Origin of the sequence: Bradyrhizobium sp. AZCC 1610, from assembly GCF_036924515.1 — a bacterium.
Classification (GTDB): domain Bacteria; phylum Pseudomonadota; class Alphaproteobacteria; order Rhizobiales; family Xanthobacteraceae; genus Bradyrhizobium.
Map to the genome: position 1 here is coordinate 4,689,762 of NZ_JAZHRR010000001.1, position 25,611 is coordinate 4,715,372.

Genomic DNA, 25,611 nt, shown 5'->3' on the forward strand with positions numbered 1-25,611 from the left:
AAGTCATTCTGGCGAAATCAAGTTGTGGACGATATACAAGAAATCACCGGACGGCTCAAAAGCCTAGCAAAATCAATCTCGCACGGCGGTGGTGATCCTATCCTTTCCTGGGCACCAAATCTCAACATCTGAGGAAGGCACCCGTTGGTCAGTCTCGCGCGCAGCGGGCATACGGATTCCTGTCCGCGTTGTACCACTACCGCCCGCATGCTGGAGGTCGCCTTCTGGACCCAACGCGGACATAGACATGGCACAACGAACCCTCACTGGGACGCGCTACTCGCCGGTGGCGTCGCTATCCAGATGACCGGTAGGTCCGCGACTGAACACGCCATAGTTGCTGGATTTCATGCCATTGCCAGCGGTCGCAGTCGACGCGAGGCCCAGTTTAAGCAACTCGCGAACAGCCGCGGCTCGGGTCGGCATACGATGCTGAAATCTGAAGTCGTCAATCACCGATAGTTCTTCCGGCGAAAGCATGATCTGCAATCGCTCACCACGGAGATCGTTCATGGCCTCCTCCACGCAGAGCATTTTCAGTGTTCAACGCGAAATTAGTAAATTGCTCAATTCACTCAATCAAACCAAGTTCCTTCAACAACCAAAAAGTCCAAAAATTAGTAAAAGTACTAATAATATCAATAACTTAGATGTTTACAGTCCCCATTTCGAGGAATACACTTTCCAATACGGTTGCCAAAAATGCCCGGTGCACCTGTGCGATGAATGCCTCAAAGCCCCCAATCTGCCCGAAATGCCACAAGTCCATGAGGCTCACGCTCGTGAAGGTTAAGCGGATCGATTGTGGACCTCTTCGCTCGCGGGACAGCAAGTGGTGATGAGAACGCCGGTCCCGCCTTCCATGGAAATGGAGCAGCGCCATGCAGCGACGCCGTTTTAAACAAATCCTGTCGTTCCCTGATCGACTTGCGCAGGAAGCCGAACGCCTACGCGAAGAAGCCAAGAAAATGCCGCACGGAAAGGAGCGAGAAGAGCTCTTGAGAAAAGCCCGGCAGGCCGACACCGCATTGCGTATAAACGATTGGCTATCGTCTCCGGGGCTAAAGCAACCGGAATAAGCAGCGCAGCACCATGCCAGAATATCGCGGCGTGAGTGGATTCCGATGAGCAAAGCCGTCGAAGAGATTTTTGAATTCTATCCTTGAAGATTTTAAAGCCTGCAGACATGCCAAGGAAGAACTCGAAGCCAAGGCGCTGTTTAGGCTTTTGAACTATTGCCCACCACCTGCGGCCAACGTGCCGCTGCGGGAAAAGCCGGCAAATCTGAAGTGAGTTGTTGACGCTCCAACTTTACGCATGGTGCAAAGACATGCTGATGGCGGGCCTGATGGGATTGGTCGGGTTGGTGATGGTGATTGCAGTTTCCACCCTCATAAGTCACTTCAACGTACGCGATCTGAGCAAGCGCCAGATGAACCTTTAGACAAGGCGGGCCTGATGCCGGGATGAACTTCGCTCACATCGGGATGAATCAATGTCTTGTAGCGGCGGAGATATTCCTGTGCCATTCGTCTTGCGGTAAACCTTTTCTCGAATTGCATTCGCACCTGACGTCGATCGAGCTCGGAAAGCCTTCCGATCGCTTCAACGGCTTCTGCCTTGTCGGATACGACAAAGCCGGTGATGCCGTCGTCGATGACCTCCGACACCGAGCCGGACTTGAACGCGATGACGGGCGTGCCGCACGCCATGGCCTCGATCATGACGAGGCCGAACGGTTCCGGCCAATCGATCGGAAACAACAGTGCTGCGGCGCCCGCCAGAAACTGTCGCTTCGCTTCATCATTGACCTCGCCGGTGAGCTGGACCTGTTTCCCGTCAATCTGCGGCTCGAGTTGTTCTTTGAAGTAGCCCGTTTCGCCCCGCGGCACCTTTGCAGCGATACGAAGCGGCATCTTGGCAGCGCGCGCGATTCGGATGGCGGCTTCCGGTCCTTTCTCCGCCGTCAGCCGAAGAAACTACGGCAAGGTTTTGGGCGCAATTCTCTATCTGCACTCCGTCAGTGCCGCGCGCGGACGTTCTTGGTTTTGGGCCGGCTTGGTTTCCTTCGCTTGCTCCGTCGCATTGGCTTGGCTGGCGCGGCATGGCTGGACGATGTGAACCTCGCCTTGATCTCGGCAATCACCTCGTCCACGGTCTCGACGCGAACCGCCCTGTGACGGGCCAAAGAGGCATCCGAAAGCGTCAGATATGGCTTGGCACCGTCTGACTTGGGTACGATCACATAGTCTTGGATTAGCTTGGCATCGTTCAGTCGCGGGACGATAAACAGCTCTGATCGCATCTTCCTCAGATGGGCTCGCCATTGTGACGTGCGGCTTGCGCTCTTCCTTGGCGGTTGCCGCGCCACGCGAAATGAGATGATGCTGCGCGTTCCGTTCAGTGCCAGGCTTGGACCGTCCTCTCTGAGGTGCACTTGAAGTCCAAGTTCGATCCTTAGCGCCTCCGCAACCTGCGCCGCCAGTTTTGACAATACATCGGACCAATGCTGTCGCGCATCATACCAAGCGCAGTCCCGTGAGGCTTTATAGCCAATGAGCGCATAGGCTTTTCTTATCGAGCCAAAATGCTTGACGTAACATTGGGTGGAGGGAAGTCCGGCCGTATTGCGGATGATGCCGTCGCTAAGCTTTCCCCTGCGAGCGAGCGTGTGTCGCAGCCGGCGCAACATCTCGTCTTCTGGGATGGAGATATACTGCTCGGCCATGATTTTTTGGGCACGTGCGAAGAGGTCTTGGTCGACCATCGGGTCCACCGCCGCCGCGCTCCTAACCCACAGGTGTTGAGGATTGTTGACCAGCTTCTGTCCGAGGCGGCGGGACGTACGGTTGTAGACGAGATTCCCGACATAGTTCTCATTCTTGAGAATAGCCTGGATCATGATGTCGGTCCAAGGACGCCCATGATGATTGGCCACGTTCACTCGATTGACCAACCATCTTCACGACATAAACCGCGGGAGACAATACTGTGAACCGGTCGTTCGCGCTAGCCGGAACGGCTGACTTCTCCCGCCCTTCGCGGTGAACAATCTCGCGACGGTTTGGATATCGTCCGTGGCGCGGGATCCGCAAAGTAGATTGGCTAACCGCATTGCTGGAGTCATAAGGCGACCTTATCAATTCAAGAGTATTTTGTGGCTAACCCGAAGCGTCAGGATTCTGCAAGATGATCTGAGGCGTGTGTGTGGGTGTCAACCCACAGCGCGAGGCGAACGATCATGAGAAAATTGCTGTTGGCGTTCGTTCTATTGACGATCCTGCCAGCTCACCTTCCTCGTGACCAAGGCGACCAGGGTTGGAGCATCAAGCATTTCCACTCGTCCTGGCTGCCGGCACAATGACGATCTGCAATTGCTTACCAGTGCACCGACAATACCGGCCGGCATCCCTAGAAATCCAAATCTGTTGGCTGGTGCGCGGGGCCTCACAAGAAACACCGGGAGGGATCATGAGAAGCGCTTCAAGAGCCGTGATAGCAATCGTGCTCGCATGCCAGTGGACAACAGTTGGGAGTGGTACGGCTGCGGGCGCCTACCCCGAACGTGCGATCCGCCTCGTCGTTGGGTTTCCCGCCGGCGGCAGTTCCGATGCAAGCGCACGCATCGTACAGCCGACCGTCGAAAAGCAATTGGGGCAAACGTTGGTCATTGAAAATCGCCCGGGTGCAGGCGGCTCGATCGCGATCGGCATGGTCGCCAAGGCGCCGCCGGACGGCTACCTGATCGGACTGGGCGGCGCGGCGGGTCTAGGCGTCAGCCTCGGCGTCCAGGAGAACGCGGGCTATGACCCGCGCAAGGACCTCGCGCCCGTTACCGGCCTCGCGTCGGTGCCTTTCATCCTCGCGGCTTCGAATTCGCTGCGGGGAAAGACGCTTCGCGACATCGTCGCCATGGCAAAGCAGCCCAACCAACTTGCAATCGGTCACGGTGGTAACGGCACGCTGATGCACCTGACAACCGAGATGTTCAACAGATGGCCGATACCAGGCTTGAACTGGTGCCCTATCGCGGTATGGCTCCGGTAGTTACCGATCTGATCGGCGGGCATATGCCGCTCGGGGTGATCGATCCTCCATCAGCGATGGCCGCGATCGAGGGCGGTCTCATCACGCCTATCGCCGTCTCTTCGGCGTATCGATATCAACGTCTTCCAGACATTCCACCATTTGCCGAGCAGGGGGTCCCGGGTTTTGAAGCGACGGGCTGGTTCGGCATCGTTGCGCCGGCCGGAACTCCAGATGATGCAATCGCGAAAATCAACACAGCATTTGTGACAGCGCTGAAGGATCCGGCAATCGTCGAGCGAATCCGCGCGCTGGGCTCTGATCCATTACCAATGGCGCCGGATGAATTTTCACGATTTATCGAGAGCGAGGCGAAGAAATGGGAAACGGTTGTCGCAAAGGCGGGGAAGAAATAGATATGGCTTGAGGCGGCGTCGCTGACGATCTTCTCGCGTCCGGCCTTAAGAGCCTTCGATCTGCGGTTGGCGGCCGCTCATGACAGGTAGCGTGGGTCGGTCAACGTTGCGAGCCAGCAAGCCCGGCCTAAATTATGACTTTGCGCCACCGTTCGATTTCAGCGCTGATGAAACCTGGCAGCTGGTCACGCGGCGGGCTGTTGCCGGGGACCATGCCGAGCTTGATCACCTGCTGCGAACTACAGCAGCGAATGCGTGAGCTCGCTCGCCCGATCACCGTTGGCCTTGTGGCAGCCATTGCAATCGTCAGCCTCTGGACGCCTTCCGCTCACGCCGAAATCGCGGCCCGCTGGTTCTCACTGCCCAACTTCCTCTTCTTCGCACCGGTGCCGGTACTCATGCACCGATAGAAGCCAAGGGCGGGCGGCGATGCCTTCAGTAGATTCAGGCGCCGAAGGTTTGGCTGGGCAAATAGTCGTTTCCTCCCAGACTTGGGGCCCCGCCTTGCAAAAGTCCGGGCTTTTTTTGCCTCTCGGCGCTCGCTACCAACCGAGACAGAGCGAACGTCGCCTCAAGCAAGATTGAGGCGATGACCTCAACCCAGTGCCCTAATGAACCGGAGCCACCCATGAACCGCATCACCGGCCGCTCGGCCTTCCTGGCCCTGCTGAAGGATGAGGGCATTACCCATCTGTTCGGAAATCCCGGCACCACCGAACTTCCCATCATGCACGCGCTGAAGGACCATCCGGAGCTGATCTACGTCATGGCGATGCAGGAGAGCTTGGTGGTTGCGATCGCCGACGGATTCAGCCGGGCATCCGGCCGCCTGGTCGCCTGTAACGTCCATGTCGCGCCCGGTCTCGGCAACGCCATAGGTTCGCTCTACAACGCGAAGTTCACCGGTACTCCCATGATCCTCACTGCGGGACAGCAGGAACAGGGCCATGGATTGATGGAGCCCCTGCTGTACGAACCCCTCGTCCGGATTGCCGAGCCGCTGGTCAAATGGGCTGTAGAAGTTACTCGGCTTGAAGACCTGCCCCGCATCGTGCGCCGGGCAGCCAAGATCGCAACCACGCCCCCCACGGGGCCCGTATTCATCTCTCTTCCCGGCGACATCCTCAACGCAGAAGCCGGCATAGAGCTGGGCCGGTCGACGCGAGACACGCGCGTTGCGCCATCCGCCGAAGCGCTCCAGGCGTTGGCTCGCCGAATTTTGGCGGCCGACCGCGGCTCCGAACAGGTGTTCATACCTCCGTCAGGCAGCTCGAGGCCGATATTCGCGCTTTCATCGACGGCATAACGAAAATCCAAAGCCCTTCAAATGGACCAAATCTTGGCTTCAGTTAAGCGCTTCTGCCGCAAAGCTCAGCAGACCTTATGCGACGAAATTTAGATTCACGTGACTAGAGCGGGATGGGTCTAGTCTGAATCGATTGAGGATTCCCAAATCGGAAGACTTCTGATTCAACATGCTGGCTGGGAAGGAGGCCAGCATGGATGGGACGACCCTATTCGAACGACCTTCGTGAGCGGGTGGTGAAGGCCGTCATCAAAGGCGGCCTGTCGCGGCATCAGGCGGCGGCCCAATTTGGGGTGGGCATCAGCACGGCGATCAACTGGGTACAGCGCTTCCACGAGACTGGGAGCGTCAAGCCGGACCAGATCGGCGGCTACAGGCCAAAGAAGATTGCGGGGCCGCACCGCGAATGGCTGATGCAACGGTGCCGGAAGGATTTTACCGTGCGCGGGCTGGTCGCCGAACTCGCCGAGCGTGGCCTCAAGGTCGATTACCGCACGATGTGGGAATTCGTCCACGCTGAGAAGCTCAGTTACAAAAAAAGACGCTGATTGCTGCCGAGCAGGATCGTCCCGATGTTGCCCGTCGGCGGGCGCAGTGGACCAAGTATCGGGATCGGATCGATCCCACTCGGCTGGTGTTCATCGATGAGACCTGGACCAAAACCAATATGGCGCCGCTACGGGGCTGGGCGCCGCGCGGTCAACGCCTCAAAGCCAAGGTGCCGCACGGCCGCTGGCAGACCATGACCTTCATGGCCGCCTTGCGCCACGATCGCATCACCGCTCCATGGTTCATCGAGGGGCCGATCAACGGCGAAGCCTTCCTTCTCTACATCGAGAAGGTTCTGGTCCCGACCCTGCGCCATGGCGACATCGTCATCATGGACAATCTCGGCTCGCACAAGGCCACCGCCGTGCGTCGCGCCATCCGTGCCGCCGGCGCCCGGCTCTTCTACCTGCCGAAATACTCGCCCGATCTGAACCCCATCGAGCAGTTCTTCGCTAAGTTCAAACACTGGCTGCGAAAAGCCGCACAGCGAACCACCGAGGCCGTCTACGATGCTATCGCTCCCATCCTCAACACCGTCTCACCGGCCGAATGCGCTAATTACTTCGCCAACGCCGGATATGACCAAACATAAACCCACCCCGCTCTAGATCATTTCTGACAGAGTGTCCGCAAGTGGCAAAACCAGAAGTTGAACCTTTGTCGAATGTCCGCTTTGCGCCAAGGGACTAAACCGCTCGCGCGATAGGGCGCCGCAGCAGGCAGGGCAGCCAACAGGATAGCGCAACGGGGCGTCCTGTCTTGAGATCGAGGGGTTTCGACAACCTCACTCAAGACAGGAGCATCCCCATGACCGACGAGGCCATGAGCCCATTGCGGCGGCGCATGATCGAAGACATGACGATCCGCAAGTTAGCGCCGAAGACCAAACATGACTACGTGCAACGGGTCAAGAACTTCGCTGCGTTCCTCGGGCGATCGCCGGATACGGCGAGCTTCGAGGACGTGCGCCGCTACCAGCTCCATCTGGCGGCGAGCGGCGTTGGCGTGCCGACCATCAACCAGACCGTATCGACGCTGCGGTTCTTCTTTAAGGTCACGCTCAAGCGCCACGAGATCGTCGAGCATACCCATGTCATTCACGAGCCGCGCAAGCTGCCGGTGGTGCTCAGCGTCGAAGAGGTGGCGCGGCTGCTCGATGCGGCGCCGGGGCTGAAGTACAAGGCGGCGCTGAGCGTGGCCTATGGCGCCGGTCTGCGCGCCGCCGAGGTGGTCTCGCTCAAGGTCGCCGACATCGACAGCAAACGCATGATCATCCGCGTCGAGCAGGGCAAAGGCGGCAAGGACCGTAACGTCATGCTCTCCCCACACCTGCTCAATCTGTTGCGCACCTGGTGGCGGACGGCGCGGCCCCGGGGTTGGCTATTTCCAGGCCGCGATCCGGCGCAGCCGATGACCACGCGCCAGCTCAATCGCGCCTGCCACGCCGCCGCCCAGATGGCGGAGATCAACAAGCGCGTCTCGCTGCACACCTTGCGGCACAGCTTTGCCACCCACCTGCTCGAGCAGAACATCGATGTCCGCGTCATCCAGGTGCTGCTCGGTCACGCCAAGCTCGACACCACGGCGCTCTATACCCGCGTCGCCACCAAGACGATCAGCGAGGTCATGAGCCCGCTGGAGCACATCGCGCTCAAGCTCAAGGAGATCCGGCCGCCCGGCTGACGCTGAGGCGCTTATGTCGCGCCCGGCTTTGGAGGTCGCGGATATCTTCCGCGACCGTGGACCGGCATGGCGCAGAGCCAATGCCGGCCATGTCAGCCTCGAGCAGTTGAAGGTGATGTCGGCAATCGAGAACTGCCGCACGGCAGCTCTCGGCGGCCATGTTACGCGCTGCGAGGACTGCGCCTATACGACGATTGCCTACAACTCCTGCCGCAACCGGCACTGCCCGAAGTGCCAGGGCGCCGCCGCGAAGCAATGGCTCGCCGCGCGTGAAGCCGATCTGTTGCCGGTGCCGTACTATCACGTGGTGTTCACGCTGCCGGCGCCGATCGCCGACATTGCCTACCAGAACAAGGCGGTGATCTACGATCTCTTGTTCAAGGTCTCGGCCGAGACCATGCTGACGATCGCTGCCGATCCGGAGCATTTGGGTGCCAGGATCGGCATCACCTCCGTGCTGCACACCTGGGGCTCAGCGATGACTCACCACCCGCATGTTCACATGATCGTCCCAGGCGGCGGCATCTCGCCTGACGGCAAGCGCTAGGTGTCCTGCCGGCCCGGATTCTTCCTCCCCGTGCGCGTGCTCTCCCGCCTGTTCCGACGGCTGTTCCTGGAGAGGCTCCTTGCCGCACACCAGGCCGGCCTCCTGAAGTTCTTCGGCGATCACGCAGCCCTCGCCGACCCGCAGGCGTTCGCGGCGTGTCTGGCACCGCTACGCCGAGCCGAATGGGTGGTCTATGCCAAGCGCCCGTTCGGTGGGCCACAGGCCGTGTTGGCCTATCTGTCCCGCTATACCCACCGTGTCGCCATCGCCAACAGCCGGCTGATCGCCTGCGACCGCGACAGCGTCGCCTTCCGATGGAAGGACTATCGTGCCGAAGGTCGTGATCGCCACAATGTCATGACACTGGCCACCAGCGAGTTCATCCGTCGCTTCCTGATCCACGTCCTGCCGCACGGCTTCCACCGCATCCGTCACTACGGACTGCTCGCCAGCGGTACCCGCGCCGGCAATATCGCTCAAGCGCGCCGATTGCTCGACGTGCCTGCGGCACAGCCCGAGGTCGAAGATAATAGCTGCGCCGAGACCGATGAGCCCAAACCGCTCTCGCACCCGTGCCCTTGCTGCGGCGGCCGCATGGTCATCATCGAGACATTCCATCGCGGCGCCTCGCCGCGCTACCGGCCGGCGGTAATCAGGATCGACACATCGTGACCAGAACCGGTTCGCCACGGCATTCCATTGCGCCTCTGCCTCGCCGACTCTCGATCGGCCATGACCATGCTCGCCGTTGCGACGCCCGCGGCAACCGACTCGTCGATCAATCTCCGCTGCGCGACCCCAGTTCCGACGATTGCAATCGACCGACCGAGTTCGCCACCGCTTCGACCGCTCCCTACAGAGGTAGTCAACGCTCCTCGGCAACACACCGCCAGCGACGAAATCCCCATAGCGACTGACGCGCCACCTCGCCCAACATCCCGCGGTTTCCTCCCTTGGAGGTTTGCGGACGCCGGCCCCGTGCCCGCGGCGCAATCTTCATGGGGCCGGCATCCGAAAACCTTCACAAAATCGGAAATCCCTCCGCTGGCGCGGCATGTCCGTTCTATTCCCACAGAGCAGACATCGCGAGCCGCTTGCTTAGGTCCGCTTCGTGCCAAGAGCTGCCCTCCTGGCCAAGTCGCATTTTGACCCAACTCGGACTTGACAGGCTTCCTTACACATCTGCGCCGTCGATCTCAGATATTTGCATCCGCCCATGTGAGCCGGTTCACATCCACCGCGCACGTTTGGTCCCACCGTCAGCTGGGGCACTTTCAACGTGTGCCTCGGGGGGAAATTGCACACACTAGGAGGGAATGCCATGAGATCAAATTACAAAATCGCAGTGGCAGTGACCGCAGGTGTCGCGATTGGCGCTCTCGCGGTTGAAGGTCTTCACGCTCAGGCAAAGCCACCGGTCTATTTCGTGGCAGAAATCGACGTGACCAACCCGGATGCGTATGCAAAGGAGTACGCTCCGAAGGCTCAGGCCATCATCAAGGCAGCCGGCGGTCGCTTCTTGGCTATCGGCGGATCCGCCGCAACTACAGGAACGGTGACAGCATTTGATGGAGACGCGCCGAAGCGTGTGGTCGTTCAGGTCTGGGATAGTATGGAGAAAATTCGGGCCTGGCGGGCCAATCCAGAATATGTCGAGCTTCGCAAGGTTGGCGAAAAATACGCGAAGTTCCGCTCGTTTGCTGTTGATGGTCTGAAAGAGTAGCTTGAATACCTGAGCCAGAGGCCGCCTTTTGCTGGCGGCCTCTTCACGATCTTTTTTTAACCGATCGAGCCGACGCGAACGATCCCCATCGTTCACGGACATTGGAAAAGGGGTTCGGTTCGATCATCGACGGGCCGCGGAGCAGGTGACGCTTCGTCTCACAGTGGGGCAACGGGATGTCGGTTTGACGCAGTGCATGAGTCCGAGTCTGGCCCTGAGCTGCCTTTCTGAGCAGGGCGGAGTTCGTCCGCTCCGCCCCGGTGGTTCAGACATCAACCTGTTCCGCTATTGCGAGAGCATCGTCGACTTCGATCCCCAGATATCGGACGGTACTCTCGATTTTCGTGTGGCCCAATAAAAGCTGCACGGCTCGCAAGTTGCCGGTACGCCGGTAGATGAGGGTCGCCTTTGTTCGACGCAGTGAATGCGTTCCGAGCCAGTGCGAATCCAGCCCTATACTGGCAAGCCAATCAGACAACAGGCGCGCGTACTGCCGAGTGGTTAGGCTGCGGTCAGGTCCTCGTCGGCCGGCGAATAAATATTGGCCCGGCTTCTTGCCGGTCGCCCTCAGATAATCGTCGATAGCTTCGCGCGTTGACTCCGTGAGTTCAAATTTGACCGGCCGTCCCGTCTTCTTCTGCCGGACGCTTGCGCGATCGGCGGCATAGCCGCTTGGCGCAATGTCATCGACTTTCAGGGCCACGACATCGCAGCCGCGAAGTTTGCTATCAATGGCAACGTTGAAAAGCGCCAGATCCCGGAGCCTCCCTTCGACCTGGAGCTTCGTTCGGATGGACCAGACGTGCTTCGGCCGGAGAGGTGGCTTAGCGCCGACGACCTTTCCCTTATTCCATGGCACGTGCTTCGAGACGTTCTCACTGGTGCTTGGGATATCGGTCATGGTGACCTCCTCAGTTGATGAGGATGGCCATTCTCAACCCGGTAACCTTCTGAACCTGCGTCGGCTTTCAGACGATTGGAGACATACTTCGGCCCCACTTCGATCGATCAAGGACGCAATTGACCCACATGAGACATTTTCTCCGCGCTCGGGTCGCTCAGCGCTAGACCGTCACCCCCTATCGCCCCGCATATCCAGCGAAAATAATTTCCAGCGAAAATAATTTCTCCCGAACATGTCGTCTTGGTGGTCACCCGTTCGACTGGGTGTCGGCGATCCGGCCAAACAACAGGAGTTACCAGGAGAAATGCAATGACTCAAAATGCAGCAATGAGGGGCGAGAAGATTTACGACATGGAACTCAATATCACTGGAGTTACCGACTACGGCGTGAGCATGGACGCCATCCTTGCCAGCCAGGAAGCGATTCCACTACACGGAGCTCGATTTGACCTTGCGGTCGATGGGCGGTACGAGGGCCGCCTCGCGGGACACGCGCACGGCGTCGACTATCTGCGGGTACGCGCCGATGGTCGCATCGAGCTGGACCTGCACGTCATCATCGAGACTGAGGACGGCCACCGGATCGCGTTGTCCGGTGACGGCCAGGCTGCGCCGCGACCCGGCGAGCCGGTGCTCGACATCTTCGCAAACGTCCGCCTCTCCACCGCGTCCAAAAACTATGCCTGGGTCAATGAGCGACAGATCTGGGGTGTGGGGACCGCGAGCCTGGTGACCGGGAAGGTCCGCGCCGAAGGCTTCATGCAGTGAAAGCAAGGGGGACGGCCGTCCCGCCGAATGACCGCTTTGCGCCACAAGCGGTCGTTTGTCATATTCGGCTTTGGAACGAATTCGGCCGCACGACGTGATCGCGAATAAACTTTCGCGCACAAGACCGACGCAGGGCTTTTCACTTGGCCCGAGGATATCGCGGCCGACGAAGCCGCGGCCGACATCGTTCCCCCGCACGGCAGCAACCTGATCGTCGTTGATGGTTCGAAGGCGGCCGGGGCGGGCCTCGTCGAGCAGGCCATCACAGCGATCCTTCAAAAACCGGCGGCGCCACTTGCCAACGGTGTGCTCGTGGATGCCGAGTTCGGCAGCCACGGATTTGCTTGGCAAGCCGTCCGCACATCGCAGGATCGCGCGGCACCGCTCAGATAGCGACCGCGCAACATGGTGACGACGGACTTGTCTCTCCAAGTACGTCCGCTCCAGCGCACTCAGCACCAACGGCTCGATCGGCCGGCCTCTCACACCTGCATTCGCCACAAGCGCTCTCCTCCAAGGTTTCGAGCGCTAACTTGTAATGTGACGAACTTGAGTTCCAGATGACTAGCGCAACGTGACGTTTTTCGCTGAGGTCGTTCCGGCTTGGCGACGATGAAATGATGTTCCTTCACCTAGTTCGTGAAATCGGTTTCTTACTTTCCGATCTTGCGCGCCGTCGCAGCGTCTCGCGCATTGCAAGCATTGACCTTCTTCTGTTATTCCGCGGCGACTTTCCCTTCGGTCGGACGAACGGTAGCGAGGCGGGTCAGCGCTTCGCGGACGCCGGTCCCGTAAGCCGGGTCGGCCTTGGTGCAATTGGCGATGTGCCGTTCCTGGATATGGATCGCCGCGCCGCCGACCGCGCGCGCCGTGTCGTCGAATAAGGCTTGTCGTTGGGCCGCATTCATCTTGCGGAACAAGTCGCCAGGTTGCTGATAGTGGTCGTCATCAACGCGGTGATCCCAATGTGCGGCTGCGCCGTCGATCTCGAGCGGCGGCTCGTTGAGATTAGGCTGATCCGTCCACTCTCCGCGGCTGTTCGGGAAGTACGTCGGTGTCCGGCCCAGATTACCGTCCGTCCGCATCGCACCGTCCCGGTGATAGCTGTGAAAGGGACATTTCGGCGCGTTGACCGGGATGTGGTTGAAGTTGACACCGAGACGGTAGCGCTGCGTGTCGCCATAGGAGAACAGCCGCGCCTGCAGCATCTTGTCGGGAGAGAAACCGATGCCAGGCACGACGTTAGCCGGGGAAAAGGCAGCTTGCTCCACCTCGGCGAAGACGTTTTCCGGATTGCGGTTCAACTCGAAGTAGCCGACTTCGATCAACGGAAAGTCCGCCTTTGGCCAGACCTTGGTCAAGTCGAACGGGTTGAAGGGGAACGCCTTGGCCTGCGCGTCGGTCATGACCTGGACAAGCAGTGTCCAACGGGGGAAATCACCGCGTTCGATGCTCTCAAAGAGGTCGCGCTGGTGAGTCTCGCGGTCCTTGCCGACAAGTGCTTCCGCCTCCGCGTCCGTCAGGTTCTCGATGCCCTGCTGGGTGCGAAAGTGGAACTTCACCCAGATCCGCTCATTGGCGGCGTTGATGAAGCTGTAGGTATGGCTGCCGAAACCATGCATGTGACGGTAGCTCTTCGGAATACCGCGCTCGCTCATGACGATGGTGACCTGGTGCAGTGCTTCCGGCAAAAGGGTCCAGAAGTCCCAGTTATTGTCGGCGCTGCGCATGCCGGTGCGCGGGTCCCGCTTGATTGCGTGATTGAGGTCGGGGAAGCGCAACGGATCGCGGAAGAAGAACACAGGGGTGTTGTTGCCCACCATGTCCCAGTTACCTTCCTCCGTGTAGAACTTCAGCGCAAAGCCGCGGATGTCACGCTCTGCATCGGCCGCGCCGCGTTCGCCGGCTACGGTCGAGAAGCGCGCGAATATCGGCGTTACCTTACCGACCTCCGAGAAGATCTTCGCCTTTGTATAACGTGTGACGTCATGGGTTGTCGTGAAGGTTCCGAAGGCGCCCGAGCCCTTGGCGTGCATACGGCGTTCCGGGATCACTTCACGATCGAAGTGGGCGAGCTTCTCGATTAGCCAGATGTCCTGCAGCAACGCGGGACCACGGCGACCAGCGGTCACGATGTTCAGGTTATCGCTTACGGGAGCGCCGGTAGCGTGGGTAAGATGTGGTGGTTTGTCAGTCATGGGACGATTCCTCGGTTATGCGCTGCCCACCCGAACGACGGCCGAGCAGCGCGAAAATGTGGAAAGGACGGCTCAGCCGTGCCACTGGGAGCGGCGGATGACGCTGCAGAAGTTGCCGCGATGGAAATGCGGCTCCTTGTCGGCGATGACGTCCGCCTTAACGTTGCCGAACGTCGTCTCCGTCTTGTGCTTGATGCCGTCGTAGAATGCTTGGATGATGTCTTCCTTGAACCGCGGCGTTCGCGGGAACGCCTTCACGACTGCCTTACGTTCATCGTCGGAATATTCCTTGTAGGTGAGCCCAAGAACATCCATTTCGACGCCCGCGGTCACCAGGGCCACGACCGGATGCATGTGCTGCGGTACGCCCGGCGTCGTGTGGAGCGCGATCGCGGTCCAGACCGCGTAGGCGTCGTCTTCGGGGATGCCGTGGCTGCGGAGGAAATAGCGAGCGGCATGCGCGCCATCGACCTCGAAGCGCTCGTCCTTGCTGCTATGGCTCGGCATCAAGCCAATGTCGTGAAACATGGCGCCGGCATAGAGCAGTTCACGATCGAACTTCAGCCCGCGATGAACGCCGGCCAGCGCGCCGAACTGATAGACGCGGCTGGAATGGTTGAAGAGCAGCTCGGTCTCGGTATCGCGGACATACTCGGTGATGGCGCGCGCCAATTTACTCTCGGGGATGACAGCGTCTGCGATCGACGGCATTGAATTTCTCCTGAATTTTCCACTCGCCAGGACAGTAAGACTGGGCTATTCTGTCCGCAATTAACGTATTACGTCTAAACCGGACAAATACTGACTAAGGCGGACGTGAATGTGAAGTCGAAGCCAAGGACGGTCGTGATCGTGGCGTTGCCGGGGGTGCAGCTCCTCGACGTCTCTGGACCTCTTGATGTGTTCGCGGAGGCGAACGTGCAGGCGGGCTATCCGGCGTATGAGCTTTTCGTGGCGGCGGCAGAGCCAGGCCTAGTCCGTAGCTCGTCGGGTGTGCGGTTGATGCCCGACCGGATCATTGATCGCGATTTCCGGGAGGCTATCGACACGCTGCTGATCGCAGGATGTCCGAATGCTGCCGAAGTGCCTGCAGACGGCATCGTGGTCGATTGGCTTCGCCGGCGGGCCCCCACGGCCAAACGCTTCGGGTCGGTGTGCAGCGGCGCTTTTTTCCTCGCGGCGGCTGGCCTCCTCGACGGCAGGCGCGTCACGACGCATTGGGCGGTCGCAGATACGCTGGCTGAGAGATTTCCCTCGGTCACCGTAGATCAGGACGCGATTTACATCACCGACGGCCAGCTCCGTACGGCTGCCGGCGTGACCGCAGGGCTCGATCTGGCGCTCGCCCTCGTGGAGGAAGATCTCGGACGCGAGACGGCGATGAAGGTTGCGAGCCAACTTGTCATGTTCTTCAAGCGCCCAGGTGGACAAATGCAGTTCACCCGCAATGGCGAGGTAGTACCCGCTGGCCGCGCTGCGCTGCAGGAGTTGCAGCGCTGGGTCGCCGCCAATCCTGCGCTAGACCATAGCGTCGCCAACTTGGCGAAGCGTATGGAGCTAAGTCCGCGACACTTTGCGCGGCTGTTTCGTAACGAAGTCGGCATCACACCCGCGACGTGGGTCGAAGAAGCCCGCGTCAACGCTGCCAGGCGTCTACTTGAGCTTGGGCATGAGGCTCCGAAACAAGTGGCCACGCATTGTGGCTTTGCTGATGCGGATACGTTGCGGCGTGCATTCGCTCGGCACGTCGGAGTGACGCCGGCCGAGTATCGCAAGCGGTTTGCGCGGATCGTGGAAGTTCGGCCGTGAGTTCAAAATCGAGGCAATCGGATTGATCCAATAGGGGAATGTGAGCACCGCGCGCGCAGCCACGCCGCACCAGCGACTTGCAAGCAGCTTGGCAATGGGTGTGGGCGTCATGGCCGAATGTTCTGGATCGGCGCTGCCCTTGGCGTTGGCCGGCATCGGATGAACGAATTTCTCGTTCACCCGATACTGAAGGCGGATGATCCTGCGCCCGTTTGAGGCGAGAAGCAGAACTTGAGCCCTAGTGGGCGCCAAACATCGTCTTGACGTACTGGACACCCACGCCGAAGGCGCCACCGTACTGCTTCGCGATGCTGGTGGTGACGTCGTAGGTCTCCTGACGCGCCCAATCCCGCTGCAGTTCAGACAGATAGCCGAGCGCGGTGATCGGACGCGCACCGGCTTGGATCATGCGCTCGACCGCCCGTTCGTGCGCCTCGGTCGTGCAGTCACCGCAAGCATCCGTAACGATATAAACTTCATAGCCCTGCTCCAGCGCCGACAACACGGGACCATTGCAACAGACAGAAGTCCACAGGCCGCAGATAACGAGGCGGTCCTTGCCGACGGCGTTGACGCGGCGGATGAGATTCTCGTCTTCCCAGCCATTCAACGTCGTGCGGTCGGTGACCTCCGCATCCGGAAAGACATCCGTGATTTCACTGAACAGCGGACCTGCGAAAGTATCCTTCGAGATCGTGGTGAGGATCGTCGGCACCTTGAAGCCCTTCGCCGTGTGAGCGAGGATCGCGACATTTGTACGCAGATTGGTGATGTCAATCGACTTGGTGTTGAACGCCATCTGCGACTGATGATCGATCAGGATCAAGGCGTGATCCTTGGGGCTGAGAAGCGTTTTGGCGGGTTTAGCGATCGCTTTGATGCTCACGTCGGCTTCCTTTCCAGAGTGATGAAACTTCTTGATTTTGGCGATTAGGCCGATGCGGAGCCGATAACCGCGCGGGGACCGACGACCGCAGAACGAGGAAGCAGTTACGACGGAGCTTTGCATCGCGCGAGCAGCATTTACGCTGAAGCATTTCCGCAAAATTGCAGACTTAGAACAGCTGCGCGACTTGCAAAGTATTGGGCGGCGAGAAGAGCTTGACGACTATCGCTGACCGTCCGCACGGTGCGCGTCAGGCCGTCGCCCCTCGATCAATGCTCGCTGTTTCGCGATGGCTTTCAGGCAATGCGTCATGAAGGCATTCACGCGCCCTGACTTCCGAATGTCGGGATGGGTCAATATCCAGAGCTCGTCACTGGTGTCGGGCTCTGTCGGGCCCACACGCATGAGGTCCGCAGAAATATCGCCGTGCATGCAGGGCAAGAATCCAATCCCCATGCCCGCGGCGATTGCCGTCGACATCCCCGCGACGGAATCGCTTTGGAAGACAATCCTTTCTCTAGGGACACGCTCCTCGACGAAAGCGTGTGCCTTGAGGCCGGATAGGCCCTTTCCGTATGATAGCCATCGACGCTGATAGATATCGCTAGGGGGCGGCCGGTCGTCGAAGAAGTCGAGCCTGCGCCCGTAGGCCGCCCATGCAATGGTTGCGACCTTCCGGCCGAAGAGATTTTCAGGAGGCACTCCGGTCACTGCGCGGAAAGCGATGTCCGACTCCCCACGTGCAAGATTCAGCAAACAGTTTCCGACGATCACGTCGACTCTGACCGATGGATTCAAGGCATGGAAGTCTGCAATGATCGGCGTGAGGAAATCTAGCATCAGCGCGTCGCTGGTCGTTACGCGCAAGTCGCCCGCCTGTTTCTCAACGTGACCCGAGACGCGTCGCGCCACGCTGATTACGTCAAGTTCAACGCGTTCGGCGAGAGCCATCAGTTCGGCACCAGACGCCGTCGGCAAGTATCCAGCGCGCCGCCGGTCAAAAAGAGCAACGCCCAAAGTCCCCTCGAGCTGCGAGAGCCGCCGGGAAACGGTCGAAGTATTGATGCCAAGCGCAGTCGCGGCAAGCGCGAGGGATCCGCTCTCGCCAATCACCTTTACGATGCGTAAATCGTCCCAAGAAAGCTTATCGAGAGGATCTCTCATTGTGATCCTTCGCTACCAGAGTGAGGGGCGCAATACAATCAACGGACATGACGGAGGTCTCCGTAATCCTGGGTGGACTAATAGTTACGTTTCAGGCGAGAGGCGATGGACCCACAGCGGCCCGCGCTTTTCCGCTGGTGCGTCGCTAGAGGGCCTTCCTTGGCACGAAAGAAGTCCACTCGGGACCACGTAGTTACCGACGCGCCGAGCCGATGTGGAATCGCATGGCATCGGTCTCAGCATCGAGCCCTCCTCACTCTGAGCCCGCTGGTGGCGAATGCGGCGGCACGATCGCGCCGGCATTCAGACCACTGGTAGCTTCGGCTCTCGAAGTTGTCCAGCGAGCCGAAACGACGTCATCTTGCGAACGACGTCGTCTACCGCGGTATCCACTCAGCCTCCGTGAACAGCAGCGTTTCACCGGCCATGGGGCAGCGCTATGCCACGACGTAGAACTGGTGATTCGACGCCGACTTCCGTCCGGTGCGGATCCCATGAATCGCTGCGGCAATCTCGTCATGGAGCATCCGACCCGCGCGCAGGCGTGCACCCTTCCCTGCCACTAGACGTCGAAGAACACCGTCTCGTTGTCGCCCTGCAGGTGGATGTCGAGCGAATAGATCGCGTTCGCTCCTCCCGCCTTGCGCTTGGCGATCAAGGTCGCGCGACGATCGGCCGGCACTAGCGCCAGCACCGGATCGGCGGCGTTGCCCGCCTCGCCGTCGAAATAGATGCGGGTGTAGAGGTGCAGCAGCATGCCGCGCGCGAACACCGCGAGCACGATATGCGGCGCCTGCGGCTTGCCGTCGGGATCGGGCACCACGCCGGGCTTGATGGTGTCGAAGACATAGCCGCCATTGCCGCGGGTGCCGCAGCGGCCGAACCTCTTGAACGAGGTGTTGGGCAAGGCGCGCTTGTCCTGCGGATCGGAGAAGCGGCCCTGCGCGTCGGCCTGCCAGATCTCCAGCATGCAGTCCGGCACCGGCTTGCCGTCGCCGTCATAGACGATGCCCTCGACGCGGATCCGGTCACCCGTCACGTCAGGCGTGACGAGGTTGTTGGTAAAAGGGTCGTTCCAGGCGTACTCGCCGTTCGGCGTTAGGCCGTACTTGAAATACGGACCGACGGTCTGCGACGGCGTGATCCCTTTTGATTCCGGCACTACTTGGTCTCCATCGGCGTCGCGTTGCGGCCGCGCAGGACGATGTCGAAGCGGTAGCACAGCGCCCATTCCGGCTTGGTGTTGTCGAGATCGAAGGACGAGATCATCCCGCGCGCGCGCCTTCTCGTCGGTCACCGAATTGAAGATCGGATCGAACGGGAACAGCGGATCGCCCGGGAAATACATTTGCGTCACCAGGCGCGAGACGAAGGAATGACCGAACACCGAGAAGTGGATGTGGGCCGGCCGCCACGCGTTGTGATGATTGCCCCAGGGATAGGCACCGGGCTTGATAGTGATGAACTTGTAGTAGCCCTTGTCATCCGATTGCGTCCGGCCGGCGCCGGTGAAGTTCGGATCGAGCGGCGCCGGATGCTGATCGACGACGTGGATATAGCGGCCGCAGGCATTGGCCTGCCACAGCTCGACGAGCGTATTGGGCACGCCCCGGCCGTCCTCATCGAGCACATAGCCGTGGACGATGATGCGCTCGCCGAGCGGCTCGCCCTTGTGCTGGATGGTGAGGTCGTTGTCGTGCTCGCGCACGGTCTCGTGGCCATAGACCGGGCCGGTCAGTTCCGAGAGCGTGTGGCGCATCGGGATCAGCGGCTTCTGCGGCGCGCGTTTGATCGAACTTTTGTAGGCGGGAGACAGCGGCGCGGGAAGGATGCTGTTCGAGGTGACCGGATAGATCAACGTCATGTGTTTGTTCCAAGGACGCTAGGCCCCACTCGGGATGTCCAGTCAGCAATCAGGCCGGTGCCTTGAAATCGTAGGAGATGCGCCCGGCCGGCAGATAGAACAGCGCGATCACCGCGCCACCCCTGACCTCGGGATAGTGCCGGCTGCCAGGATCGGGCGCTGTCCAGCCAGGTCCCTGCCACCCCTGCAACCCCCTCAACTCGGCGCCCCTGTCGAGGGGAACAACCAGGTTGAGCTCGCCATAGGGATGACCGTGATACTGCCCGCGCAGCACGTCGTGATCATCCTCGTCCTTGAAGCGGCGCGGATCAGCGCTGTTCATGTAGACGGCGGTGATGCTGAACTGGAACGTTTCGGGCGTCGGCTCCAGGATGCGGCTGCGCCGGTAGTTCGGGCCCTCCACTTCCTGGTTCGCCGCCCAGCCTTCCTCGACGCCGATTTTGATGAGACGAGAAAGGTCCTGGTAGAGCGAGCTGTCCTCGCCGTATTTCTCGTTGAGCCAACGCTCCATCGCGGCACCGGGCGTCATGTCCTTGACTTCCTGCAAAAAGGGAATGCTGCGTTCGATCAACTGTTCTCGGCTTCCCATGGTCATCTCTCCTTTTAGAGCAGCTAGTCGTCGAAACCCGCGAACGAGGCGAATGCCTCCACGTCCGCTCGTGGCATCAAGCCTCTCGTTGCCGCGTCCTTCGCGTGGCCGATCGATATTCCGCAGATCACCATCTGCTCCACAGGGATCGACAGAAGCGGGCGCAGTATCCTGTGATACTTCGCGAACGTTTCCTGCGGACAGGATTGCAGCCCACGCCCCGCCGCAGCCAGCAGCACGTTCTGAACGAACATTCCGAGGTCGAGCCAGCTTCCCACTTCCAGCCGGCGGTCGATGGTGACGATTAATCCCACCGGCGCGCCGAAGAATGCGTAGTTCCTGGCGGTTTGCCTGCTCCGGGCTTCAATATCGGCTTGAGCGATGCCGAGCGAGCCGTAGAACAGTCGGCCGAATTCCTGTCGCCGATTCAGGTACGGCTCAGGCAAATCGCTGGCGTAATATTTGTACTCGGACACGTGTTCGTCGCGGGACGTTTCGTGCGCCTCCAGCAGCGCCGCCGATACCCTGTCCTTGGCTGCGCTTGCGAGCACGTACACCTGCCATGGCTGGATGTTCGCGCCACTCGGCGCGAACCGCGCCACGCGGAGAATCTGCTCGATGGTCCGTCTCGGAACGGGAGCGTCGGAGAATTCGCGGCACGCGAAGCGGCCAGCGATGATCTCGTCGATGCGGCTCCGGGCAGTCCGAGCCGCGCCCTCGCCGATTACGGCTTCTTCAAGAGCGGACATCCCCCTTCCTCCATCGGTTTGAAGGCTTCTTCTCCTGGAATTGTCGCGAGCAGCTTGTAGTAGTCGAACTTGTACTTGGACTCCTCCGGCGACTTGACGCGGAACAGATACATGTCGCGGACCAGCCGGCCGTCTTCCCGGATCTTGCCGTTACGGGTCATGAAATCGTTCACGGGCATTTCGCGCATCTTGGCGGCAACGGTCGGTCCATCCAGCGTGCCTGCTGCTTCGACCGCCTTGAGATAGTGCATCACCGCGCCATACGTGCCGGCTTGGATCATGGTCGGGACCTTCTGGGTCTTCTCGATGAAACGCTTCGACCATGCCCGCGTCTCCTCATTCAAGTCCCAATAGAATGCCGAGCTGAGCAACAGGCCCTGGGCGCTCTGCAGCCCAAGGCTGTGAATATCAGCAATGAAGACGATCAGTCCGGCAAGCTTCTGCTCACGCGTAATCCCGAACTCACCCGCCTGCTTGACGGCGTTGATGAAATCACCGCCGGCATCAGCGAGCGCGATCACCTCCGCCTTGGAGGATTGTGCCTGGAGCAGGAACGAGGAAAAATCAGACGTGTTGATCGGGTGCTTTACGGCACCGACGACCTTACCGCCTGTCGCGCCGATGACCCTGCGGCTATCCGCTTCGAGCTGCGAGCCGAGGGAGTAGTCGGCCGAGAGGAAGAACCAGCTCTTTGCGCCAAGACGCGAGATCGCCCGTGTTGCGCCCTGCGACAGCGCAAAGGTGTCATAGGTCCAGTGAATGCCGGTCATCGAGCATTCGTCGCCGGTCAGGCGCGACGTCGCGGCGCCTGTTGCGAGAAACAGCTTCTTCTTGTCTCGCATGATGCCCTGCACCGCCAAGGCAACGGCGGAATTGGGCACGTCGAGGATCGCCTCGACGCCCTCATTCTCCAGCCAGCGCCGTGTGATCACAGATCCAACGTCGGCCTTGTTCTGATGGTCGCCGGCAACAATCTGGACAGCGCGCCCCAGCACCTTGCCCTTGAAATCGTCAACGGCCATCTGCGCCGCAACCACCGAACCCTGGCCGCCATTGTCGGCGTAAAGCGAGGACATGTCGGTCACGACCCCGAGCTTGACCGGACCGTCCTGTGCAATCGCGGACGTCACGAACAGTGTCGACGCCAAGACGGCCCCGACAGCATTGCCTTTGACAGCTCCGATCGACATCACGCAAAATCTCATTTCCCGTCTCCTCCAAACACGGTGGCATGATAATGACGGGATCGCCCGGTTGCGGAAGTGAAACTCTTGCAGAGTGGTCCTGAACCGCTTTCAGATTGCTGGCGCCGACAACGCCACAGCATGTCTTCAGCGTCCGCGCGGTTGCGTCCGCGGCGCGTCTGGCATTAACTGGAATCGCTCGCAGCAACACATTGGCTGTGCGGTCTGCCATCGATTGGATCCTTATCGTGTCCGTTCCCTTCAAGACATTGGACCTGAATCTGCTCAAGGTCTTCGACGCCGTCATGGAAGAGCGCAGCGTGCTGCGAGCCAGCCAGAAGGTCGCGCTGAGTCAATCCGCCGTGAGCCACTCGCTCGCCCGGCTCCGCGAGATGCTCGAAGACGACCTGTTCGTACGCACGGCAACGGGGATGCAACCGACGGCGCGCGCGCTGACGATGGCACCGCAGGTTCGCGAAGCCCTGCGATCCCTCGAGGCGGCGGTCGAGTTGCCGACCTTCGTTCCGGCGGTTTCCACCAAGCAGTTCACGCTGGCCGCCAACGACTTCACCACGATGGTGCTGGCGTCTCCGCTCCTGAGGATACTCGGCCGCGAGGCGCCGGCGATCGACCTGATGATAAAGCCGGTGACGCGGATCGACCTTGCCGAGCAGATCGACCTTGGCCGCATCGACGTCGCCATCGGTGTCTTCTCGACCCCTCCGAGCCGTTTCCGCACGGCTCTGCTGTTCGAATATGACGATGTGCTGATCGTTGGCGGAAAGCGTAGGCTTGACCGGCTCGACAAGTCGAAGCTGGCTCGCCTGCCGCTGGTCGTCGTCTCCTTTGGCGGCGACCAGGAAGGCGCGATTGGAGGCTTCATCTCCGAGCGGGGTCTCGCCAGGCGGTCGGAAATGTACGACCGCGCGGCGCTCGAACGGGCACTATCCGAAAGCGACCGGCCGCCGCGAATAGCGGTTTCGCTGCCGCATTTTCTTGCCCTGCCCGCCTTGCTCGTGGATTCCGAACTGGCAGCCATCGTCCCGCGTCCATTGGCGAGAGCGCTCGAGCAAACCCATGCCATCACGACCTACGAGCTGCCCTACACCACGACGCCTGTCGAGGTCCGGCTGCTGTGGCACGAGCGTGTCGAACGCGAGCCATCGCACGAATGGCTTCACGAAATCCTCCGGCGCGCGACCGAGGACCTCAGGCGCGGGCGATAGCGGATGGCGTGCGTCGCTCAGCCGGCCGGTGGCGCCCTTATCGAGCCTCGATCGTCCCTGATATCGCGACCCAGCGCTCGCCGTCGAAGCGTTGCGGCCGGAGCGACTTGATCAGGCGGTAGTCGTCCGGGGTCGAGTTGACGGTGATGCCGGGGATCAGGCCAGGAAGTGTGACGTTCTTCAGTGCCGTGGCATGCTTCATGATATTTTGCCGCGAAAAGTCGTTACCACAGGCTTCGAGTACCTTGGTCATGAGGACGGCGACGTTCCATCCAGTGAAGTTGAGCTGTTCCTCGATGTCCCCCTCGGGATAGTATTTCTTCATGAAGGCCACCCACTCCAGATAGGCTGGGTCTTTGACCCATTCGGGATCGCCCACTGTCTTCGTCGGCGTGGCCGAAATCGCGCCCTTGGCATTTTCGAGCCCCGCCGGCTTGAGGATCGTTGCGACGAAGTTGCTCCCGATAGGCAGAAACTGTTGCGCGTGCCAGCCGAGTTCACCAACCTTGCGGATTGCCTGCGACGTGAACTTGCCGGTCGACGCATTCAGGAAGACATTGGCGTTGGTGCTGGCCAGCGATACCACCTGTGAATCGACCGTCGGCGACGTGACCTCGTAAGGCGCGGTGGCGACGATCTCCGCCTGCGGATCGCGCTGCGCCAGTTCGGCCTTGAAGCTGCGAAGGTATTCGCGCCCATAGTCGTCGTTCTGGTAGAGAACCGCGACGCGCGCCCGCGGAATGGTCTCGGAAACCAGCCTGGCGTAAATGGCCGCTTCGGTACTGAACAAGGTCATTCCCGAGATGGTGTATGGGCTGGTCTTCGGATCGGCAAAGCGGTCGCTGGCGGCGAATACGAAGAGCTGGGGTACCTTGCGGCCGTTCAGATATTTCTGGACGGCCGCGTTCTGCGCGGTGCCCATGCTGCCGAAAATCGCAACAGCCTCATCACTCTCGATCAGCCTTCGGGTCTGTTCCACTGCCTTTGGCGGACTATAGCCATCGTCGAGCGAGATCAGCTTGATCTTGTGGCCGTTGATTCCACCGCGTTCATTGATCATCTGAAAATAGCGGGTCTGGACCTTGCCGACCGCGCTCAGCGCCGAGGCCGGACCGCTATAGGGCATCGTCTGCCCGAGGATCAGCTCGCCCTCCTCCGCCCTGGCTGCGCACAATGTGACCAGTGAAGCTGCGAAAAAGAATACTGCGCCAAGTCCACGCATGCGATCCTCCCCTATATTTCTTACCAAGAATATTCTTCCTAGGAAGATATTTGTCAACAGCGAGCCCCAGCGTCAAATGGCCGTACCGCCACCTTCGACCAATACCAGGAACTTGCCGCGCGACACGTGAATTCGAGGGTGTTAGATTGGACCAAGGGATAGTGGCGGTGCCACTTGGTGCAGGACTAACGAGGATAGGAAGGAATGAGGAAAAAGAGCGTGTCGCGCGGTACAGAGCCAGTCACCAAACAAGCACCAAAGCCCGATAGCATCCTGTACGACGATATCGAAGCCGCCTGGCTTGAGCAGCGTCCTGACCTCGACATGGCCATGGCCTGCACGCTGTTGCGGCTGGAGCGGGTCAACCAACTTCACGAAATGCGGCTGCACGAAATATCGAAAACCGTCGGCGTGCAGACCGGCGAGCTTTACGTTCTGCTGGCGCTCAGGCGCTCGGGAAAGCCTTACGAACTGCGCCCAACCGACCTGTTTCGCGCGCTGCTCGTCACTTCCGGCGCCATGACCAAGCGCGTGGCGCGGCTCCAGGAAGGCGGGTTCATCCTCCGCGTCTCCGCAAACGACGACGGCCGCTCCGAGCTGGTCCGCCTGACCGCGAAGGGCCTTGCGACCGCCGACCGCGGCATTACTGAGATCGCGAAGGTCGTCGCGAGCGTGGCCGAGGCGAGCGGCCTGACCAAGGCCGAGATCGCGATGCTCGACCGGTGCCTGCGCAAGCTGTTGGCTGTGAGGACCGTGAGGGCGACGAAGAAGACCAGCCGACTCGCGGCGAGTTAGACG

Annotated in this window: 24 protein-coding genes and 6 pseudogenes; 15 read left to right on the forward strand and 15 right to left on the reverse strand. The window is 60.3% G+C overall.

What is annotated here, in order from left to right:
- Positions 1-276: 276 nt before the first annotated feature.
- Positions 277-513 carry a hypothetical protein gene (locus V1279_RS23240; protein ID WP_334374808.1) on the reverse strand — a complete coding sequence of 79 codons (237 nt, stop codon included), beginning with the start codon at positions 511-513 and terminating at the stop codon, positions 277-279.
- Between V1279_RS23240 and V1279_RS23245 the strand changes: the two genes are divergently transcribed.
- The 3 genes from V1279_RS23245 to V1279_RS23255 all read left to right on the forward strand — a co-directional run bounded on the left by V1279_RS23245 (position 512) and on the right by V1279_RS23255 (position 1,293).
- Entirely contained in the window at positions 512-793 is a 282-nt protein-coding gene (locus tag V1279_RS23245; protein WP_334440582.1) for a hypothetical protein, read from the forward strand. The genes V1279_RS23240 and V1279_RS23245 overlap by 2 nt on opposite strands.
- An 88-nt stretch (positions 794-881) precedes the next feature.
- Entirely contained in the window at positions 882-1,079 is a 198-nt protein-coding gene (locus V1279_RS23250) for a hypothetical protein (RefSeq protein ID WP_247834207.1), read from the forward strand.
- A 70-nt stretch (positions 1,080-1,149) separates the two neighbouring features.
- On the forward strand, positions 1,150-1,293 hold the full coding sequence (locus tag V1279_RS23255; RefSeq protein WP_334440583.1) for a hypothetical protein: 144 nt from the start codon (positions 1,150-1,152) through the stop codon (positions 1,291-1,293).
- Between the two features lie 110 nt (positions 1,294-1,403).
- On the opposite strand, the pseudogene V1279_RS23260 reads toward V1279_RS23255, so the two are convergent.
- Both V1279_RS23260 and V1279_RS23265 read right to left on the reverse strand, forming a co-directional pair.
- Positions 1,404-1,973: pseudogene (locus V1279_RS23260) on the reverse strand (glycosyltransferase); the annotation flags it as partial.
- 47 nt (positions 1,974-2,020) lie between these two features.
- On the reverse strand, positions 2,021-2,944 hold the full coding sequence (locus tag V1279_RS23265; protein ID WP_334440585.1) for a recombinase family protein: 924 nt from the start codon (positions 2,942-2,944) through the stop codon (positions 2,021-2,023).
- A gap of 527 nt (positions 2,945-3,471) precedes the next feature.
- On the opposite strand from V1279_RS23265, the gene V1279_RS37925 reads away from it, so the two are divergent.
- The 8 genes and pseudogenes from V1279_RS37925 (at position 3,472) to V1279_RS23300 (ending at position 10,250) form a co-directional block, all read left to right on the forward strand.
- Positions 3,472-4,047: a Bug family tripartite tricarboxylate transporter substrate binding protein gene (locus V1279_RS37925; RefSeq protein WP_442894803.1), complete on the forward strand. Its 576-nt coding sequence runs from the start codon at positions 3,472-3,474 to the stop codon at positions 4,045-4,047.
- Entirely contained in the window at positions 3,996-4,442 is a 447-nt protein-coding gene (locus V1279_RS37930) for a Bug family tripartite tricarboxylate transporter substrate binding protein (protein ID WP_442894804.1), read from the forward strand. The genes V1279_RS37925 and V1279_RS37930 overlap by 52 nt, the downstream gene beginning before the upstream one ends.
- 628 nt (positions 4,443-5,070) lie before the next feature.
- Positions 5,071-5,676: pseudogene (locus tag V1279_RS23275) on the forward strand (thiamine pyrophosphate-binding protein); the annotation flags it as partial.
- A pseudogene (locus V1279_RS23280) lies at positions 5,670-5,841 on the forward strand (IS630 family transposase); the annotation flags it as partial. The pseudogenes V1279_RS23275 and V1279_RS23280, both read left to right, overlap by 7 nt.
- A gap of 104 nt (positions 5,842-5,945) precedes the next feature.
- A protein-coding gene (locus V1279_RS23285) for an IS630 family transposase (protein ID WP_334440586.1) occupies positions 5,946-6,889 on the forward strand; the annotation gives its coding sequence in 2 pieces (ribosomal slippage) (positions 5,946-6,281 and positions 6,284-6,889; 942 coding nt in all).
- Positions 6,890-7,104: 215 nt separating this feature from the next.
- Positions 7,105-7,980 carry a tyrosine-type recombinase/integrase gene (locus tag V1279_RS23290; RefSeq protein ID WP_334440587.1) on the forward strand — a complete coding sequence of 292 codons (876 nt, stop codon included), beginning with the start codon at positions 7,105-7,107 and terminating at the stop codon, positions 7,978-7,980.
- A gap of 13 nt (positions 7,981-7,993) precedes the next feature.
- Positions 7,994-9,199: pseudogene (locus V1279_RS23295) on the forward strand (IS91 family transposase).
- A gap of 649 nt (positions 9,200-9,848) precedes the next feature.
- Complete coding sequence (locus V1279_RS23300; RefSeq protein ID WP_334440589.1) at positions 9,849-10,250, forward strand: DUF1330 domain-containing protein; 402 nt, start codon at positions 9,849-9,851, stop codon at positions 10,248-10,250.
- Between the two features lie 265 nt (positions 10,251-10,515).
- Here the strand turns inward: V1279_RS23300 and V1279_RS23305 are convergent, their stop codons facing one another.
- Positions 10,516-11,151, reverse strand: coding sequence for a tyrosine-type recombinase/integrase (locus V1279_RS23305; RefSeq protein ID WP_334440591.1), 636 nt, complete (start codon positions 11,149-11,151; stop codon positions 10,516-10,518).
- 312 nt (positions 11,152-11,463) lie between these two features.
- Here V1279_RS23305 and V1279_RS23310 point away from each other — a divergent pair, with 312 nt between their 5' ends.
- Positions 11,464-11,922 (forward strand): DUF3237 family protein, encoded by a 459-nt coding sequence (locus V1279_RS23310; protein ID WP_334440592.1) that lies wholly within the window; start codon positions 11,464-11,466, stop codon positions 11,920-11,922.
- Positions 11,923-12,117: 195 nt separating this feature from the next.
- Here V1279_RS23310 and V1279_RS23315 read toward each other — a convergent pair.
- From V1279_RS23315 to V1279_RS23325, 3 genes and pseudogenes are all read right to left on the reverse strand, one after another.
- Positions 12,118-12,423: pseudogene (locus tag V1279_RS23315) on the reverse strand (helix-turn-helix domain-containing protein); the annotation flags it as partial.
- A gap of 215 nt (positions 12,424-12,638) precedes the next feature.
- On the reverse strand, positions 12,639-14,120 hold the full coding sequence (locus V1279_RS23320; protein ID WP_334440594.1) for a catalase: 1,482 nt from the start codon (positions 14,118-14,120) through the stop codon (positions 12,639-12,641).
- A 72-nt stretch (positions 14,121-14,192) separates the two neighbouring features.
- Positions 14,193-14,831 carry an HD domain-containing protein gene (locus V1279_RS23325; protein WP_334440595.1) on the reverse strand — a complete coding sequence of 213 codons (639 nt, stop codon included), beginning with the start codon at positions 14,829-14,831 and terminating at the stop codon, positions 14,193-14,195.
- A gap of 135 nt (positions 14,832-14,966) precedes the next feature.
- Between V1279_RS23325 and V1279_RS23330 the strand changes: the two genes are divergently transcribed.
- Positions 14,967-15,929, forward strand: a complete 963-nt coding sequence (locus tag V1279_RS23330) for a GlxA family transcriptional regulator (RefSeq protein WP_334440596.1) — start codon at positions 14,967-14,969, stop codon at positions 15,927-15,929.
- A gap of 238 nt (positions 15,930-16,167) precedes the next feature.
- Here the strand turns inward: V1279_RS23330 and V1279_RS23335 are convergent, their stop codons facing one another.
- From V1279_RS23335 to V1279_RS23365, 7 genes and pseudogenes are all read right to left on the reverse strand, one after another.
- Complete coding sequence (locus V1279_RS23335) at positions 16,168-16,815, reverse strand: hydrolase (RefSeq protein WP_334440598.1); 648 nt, start codon at positions 16,813-16,815, stop codon at positions 16,168-16,170.
- A gap of 222 nt (positions 16,816-17,037) precedes the next feature.
- Entirely contained in the window at positions 17,038-17,979 is a 942-nt protein-coding gene (locus V1279_RS23340) for a LysR family transcriptional regulator (RefSeq protein ID WP_334440600.1), read from the reverse strand.
- A 562-nt stretch (positions 17,980-18,541) separates the two neighbouring features.
- Positions 18,542-19,141 (reverse strand): protocatechuate 3,4-dioxygenase subunit alpha, encoded by a 600-nt coding sequence (gene pcaG / locus V1279_RS23345; RefSeq protein ID WP_334440602.1) that lies wholly within the window; start codon positions 19,139-19,141, stop codon positions 18,542-18,544.
- Positions 19,141-19,843, reverse strand: a pseudogene (gene pcaH, locus V1279_RS23350) (protocatechuate 3,4-dioxygenase subunit beta). The gene pcaG and the pseudogene pcaH overlap by 1 nt, the downstream one beginning before the upstream one ends.
- 49 nt (positions 19,844-19,892) lie before the next feature.
- Positions 19,893-20,432 carry a 4-hydroxylaminobenzoate lyase gene (locus tag V1279_RS23355; protein ID WP_334440603.1) on the reverse strand — a complete coding sequence of 180 codons (540 nt, stop codon included), beginning with the start codon at positions 20,430-20,432 and terminating at the stop codon, positions 19,893-19,895.
- Between the two features lie 23 nt (positions 20,433-20,455).
- A complete protein-coding gene (locus tag V1279_RS23360) occupies positions 20,456-21,181 on the reverse strand; it encodes a nitroreductase (RefSeq protein WP_334440605.1) in 726 nt (241 codons plus the stop codon).
- On the reverse strand, positions 21,157-22,386 hold the full coding sequence (locus tag V1279_RS23365; protein ID WP_334440606.1) for an ABC transporter substrate-binding protein: 1,230 nt from the start codon (positions 22,384-22,386) through the stop codon (positions 21,157-21,159). Before V1279_RS23365 ends, V1279_RS23360 begins: the two co-directional genes overlap by 25 nt.
- Positions 22,387-22,613: 227 nt before the next feature.
- Here V1279_RS23365 and V1279_RS23370 point away from each other — a divergent pair, with 227 nt between their 5' ends.
- Positions 22,614-23,591: a LysR family transcriptional regulator gene (locus tag V1279_RS23370; RefSeq protein WP_334440607.1), complete on the forward strand. Its 978-nt coding sequence runs from the start codon at positions 22,614-22,616 to the stop codon at positions 23,589-23,591.
- 37 nt (positions 23,592-23,628) lie between these two features.
- On the opposite strand, the gene V1279_RS23375 is transcribed toward V1279_RS23370, so the two are convergent.
- Positions 23,629-24,813, reverse strand: a complete 1,185-nt coding sequence (locus tag V1279_RS23375; protein WP_334440610.1) for an ABC transporter substrate-binding protein — start codon at positions 24,811-24,813, stop codon at positions 23,629-23,631.
- 219 nt (positions 24,814-25,032) lie between these two features.
- On the opposite strand from V1279_RS23375, the gene V1279_RS23380 reads away from it, so the two are divergent.
- The gene (locus tag V1279_RS23380) at positions 25,033-25,608 is read left to right on the forward strand and encodes a MarR family winged helix-turn-helix transcriptional regulator (protein WP_334440611.1); all 576 of its coding nucleotides are present in this window, start codon (positions 25,033-25,035) and stop codon (positions 25,606-25,608) included.
- Positions 25,609-25,611 lie beyond the last annotated feature (3 nt).

What these genes read in the sequence shown, in the direction of transcription:
- V1279_RS37925 (WP_442894803.1), top strand. Translation starts at nt 3,472, where the DNA reads ATGAGAAGCGCTTCAAGAGCCGTGATAGCAATCGTGCTCGCATGCCAG.
- V1279_RS23245 (WP_334440582.1), top strand. Translation starts at nt 512, where the DNA reads ATGGCCTCCTCCACGCAGAGCATTTTCAGTGTTCAACGCGAAATTAGT.
- V1279_RS23375 (WP_334440610.1), bottom strand. Translation starts at nt 24,813, where the DNA reads ATGCGTGGACTTGGCGCAGTATTCTTTTTCGCAGCTTCACTGGTCACA.
- V1279_RS23290 (WP_334440587.1), top strand. Translation starts at nt 7,105, where the DNA reads ATGACCGACGAGGCCATGAGCCCATTGCGGCGGCGCATGATCGAAGAC.
- V1279_RS23320 (WP_334440594.1), bottom strand. Translation starts at nt 14,120, where the DNA reads ATGACTGACAAACCACCACATCTTACCCACGCTACCGGCGCTCCCGTA.
- V1279_RS23300 (WP_334440589.1), top strand. Translation starts at nt 9,849, where the DNA reads ATGAGATCAAATTACAAAATCGCAGTGGCAGTGACCGCAGGTGTCGCG.
- V1279_RS23240 (WP_334374808.1), bottom strand. Translation starts at nt 513, where the DNA reads ATGAACGATCTCCGTGGTGAGCGATTGCAGATCATGCTTTCGCCGGAA.
- V1279_RS23360 (WP_334440605.1), bottom strand. Translation starts at nt 21,181, where the DNA reads ATGTCCGCTCTTGAAGAAGCCGTAATCGGCGAGGGCGCGGCTCGGACT.
- V1279_RS23325 (WP_334440595.1), bottom strand. Translation starts at nt 14,831, where the DNA reads ATGCCGTCGATCGCAGACGCTGTCATCCCCGAGAGTAAATTGGCGCGC.
- V1279_RS23305 (WP_334440591.1), bottom strand. Translation starts at nt 11,151, where the DNA reads ATGACCGATATCCCAAGCACCAGTGAGAACGTCTCGAAGCACGTGCCA.
- V1279_RS23365 (WP_334440606.1), bottom strand. Translation starts at nt 22,386, where the DNA reads ATGAGATTTTGCGTGATGTCGATCGGAGCTGTCAAAGGCAATGCTGTC.
- V1279_RS23355 (WP_334440603.1), bottom strand. Translation starts at nt 20,432, where the DNA reads ATGGGAAGCCGAGAACAGTTGATCGAACGCAGCATTCCCTTTTTGCAG.
- V1279_RS23250 (WP_247834207.1), top strand. Translation starts at nt 882, where the DNA reads ATGCAGCGACGCCGTTTTAAACAAATCCTGTCGTTCCCTGATCGACTT.
- V1279_RS23310 (WP_334440592.1), top strand. Translation starts at nt 11,464, where the DNA reads ATGACTCAAAATGCAGCAATGAGGGGCGAGAAGATTTACGACATGGAA.
- V1279_RS23340 (WP_334440600.1), bottom strand. Translation starts at nt 17,979, where the DNA reads ATGAGAGATCCTCTCGATAAGCTTTCTTGGGACGATTTACGCATCGTA.
- V1279_RS37930 (WP_442894804.1), top strand. Translation starts at nt 3,996, where the DNA reads ATGGCCGATACCAGGCTTGAACTGGTGCCCTATCGCGGTATGGCTCCG.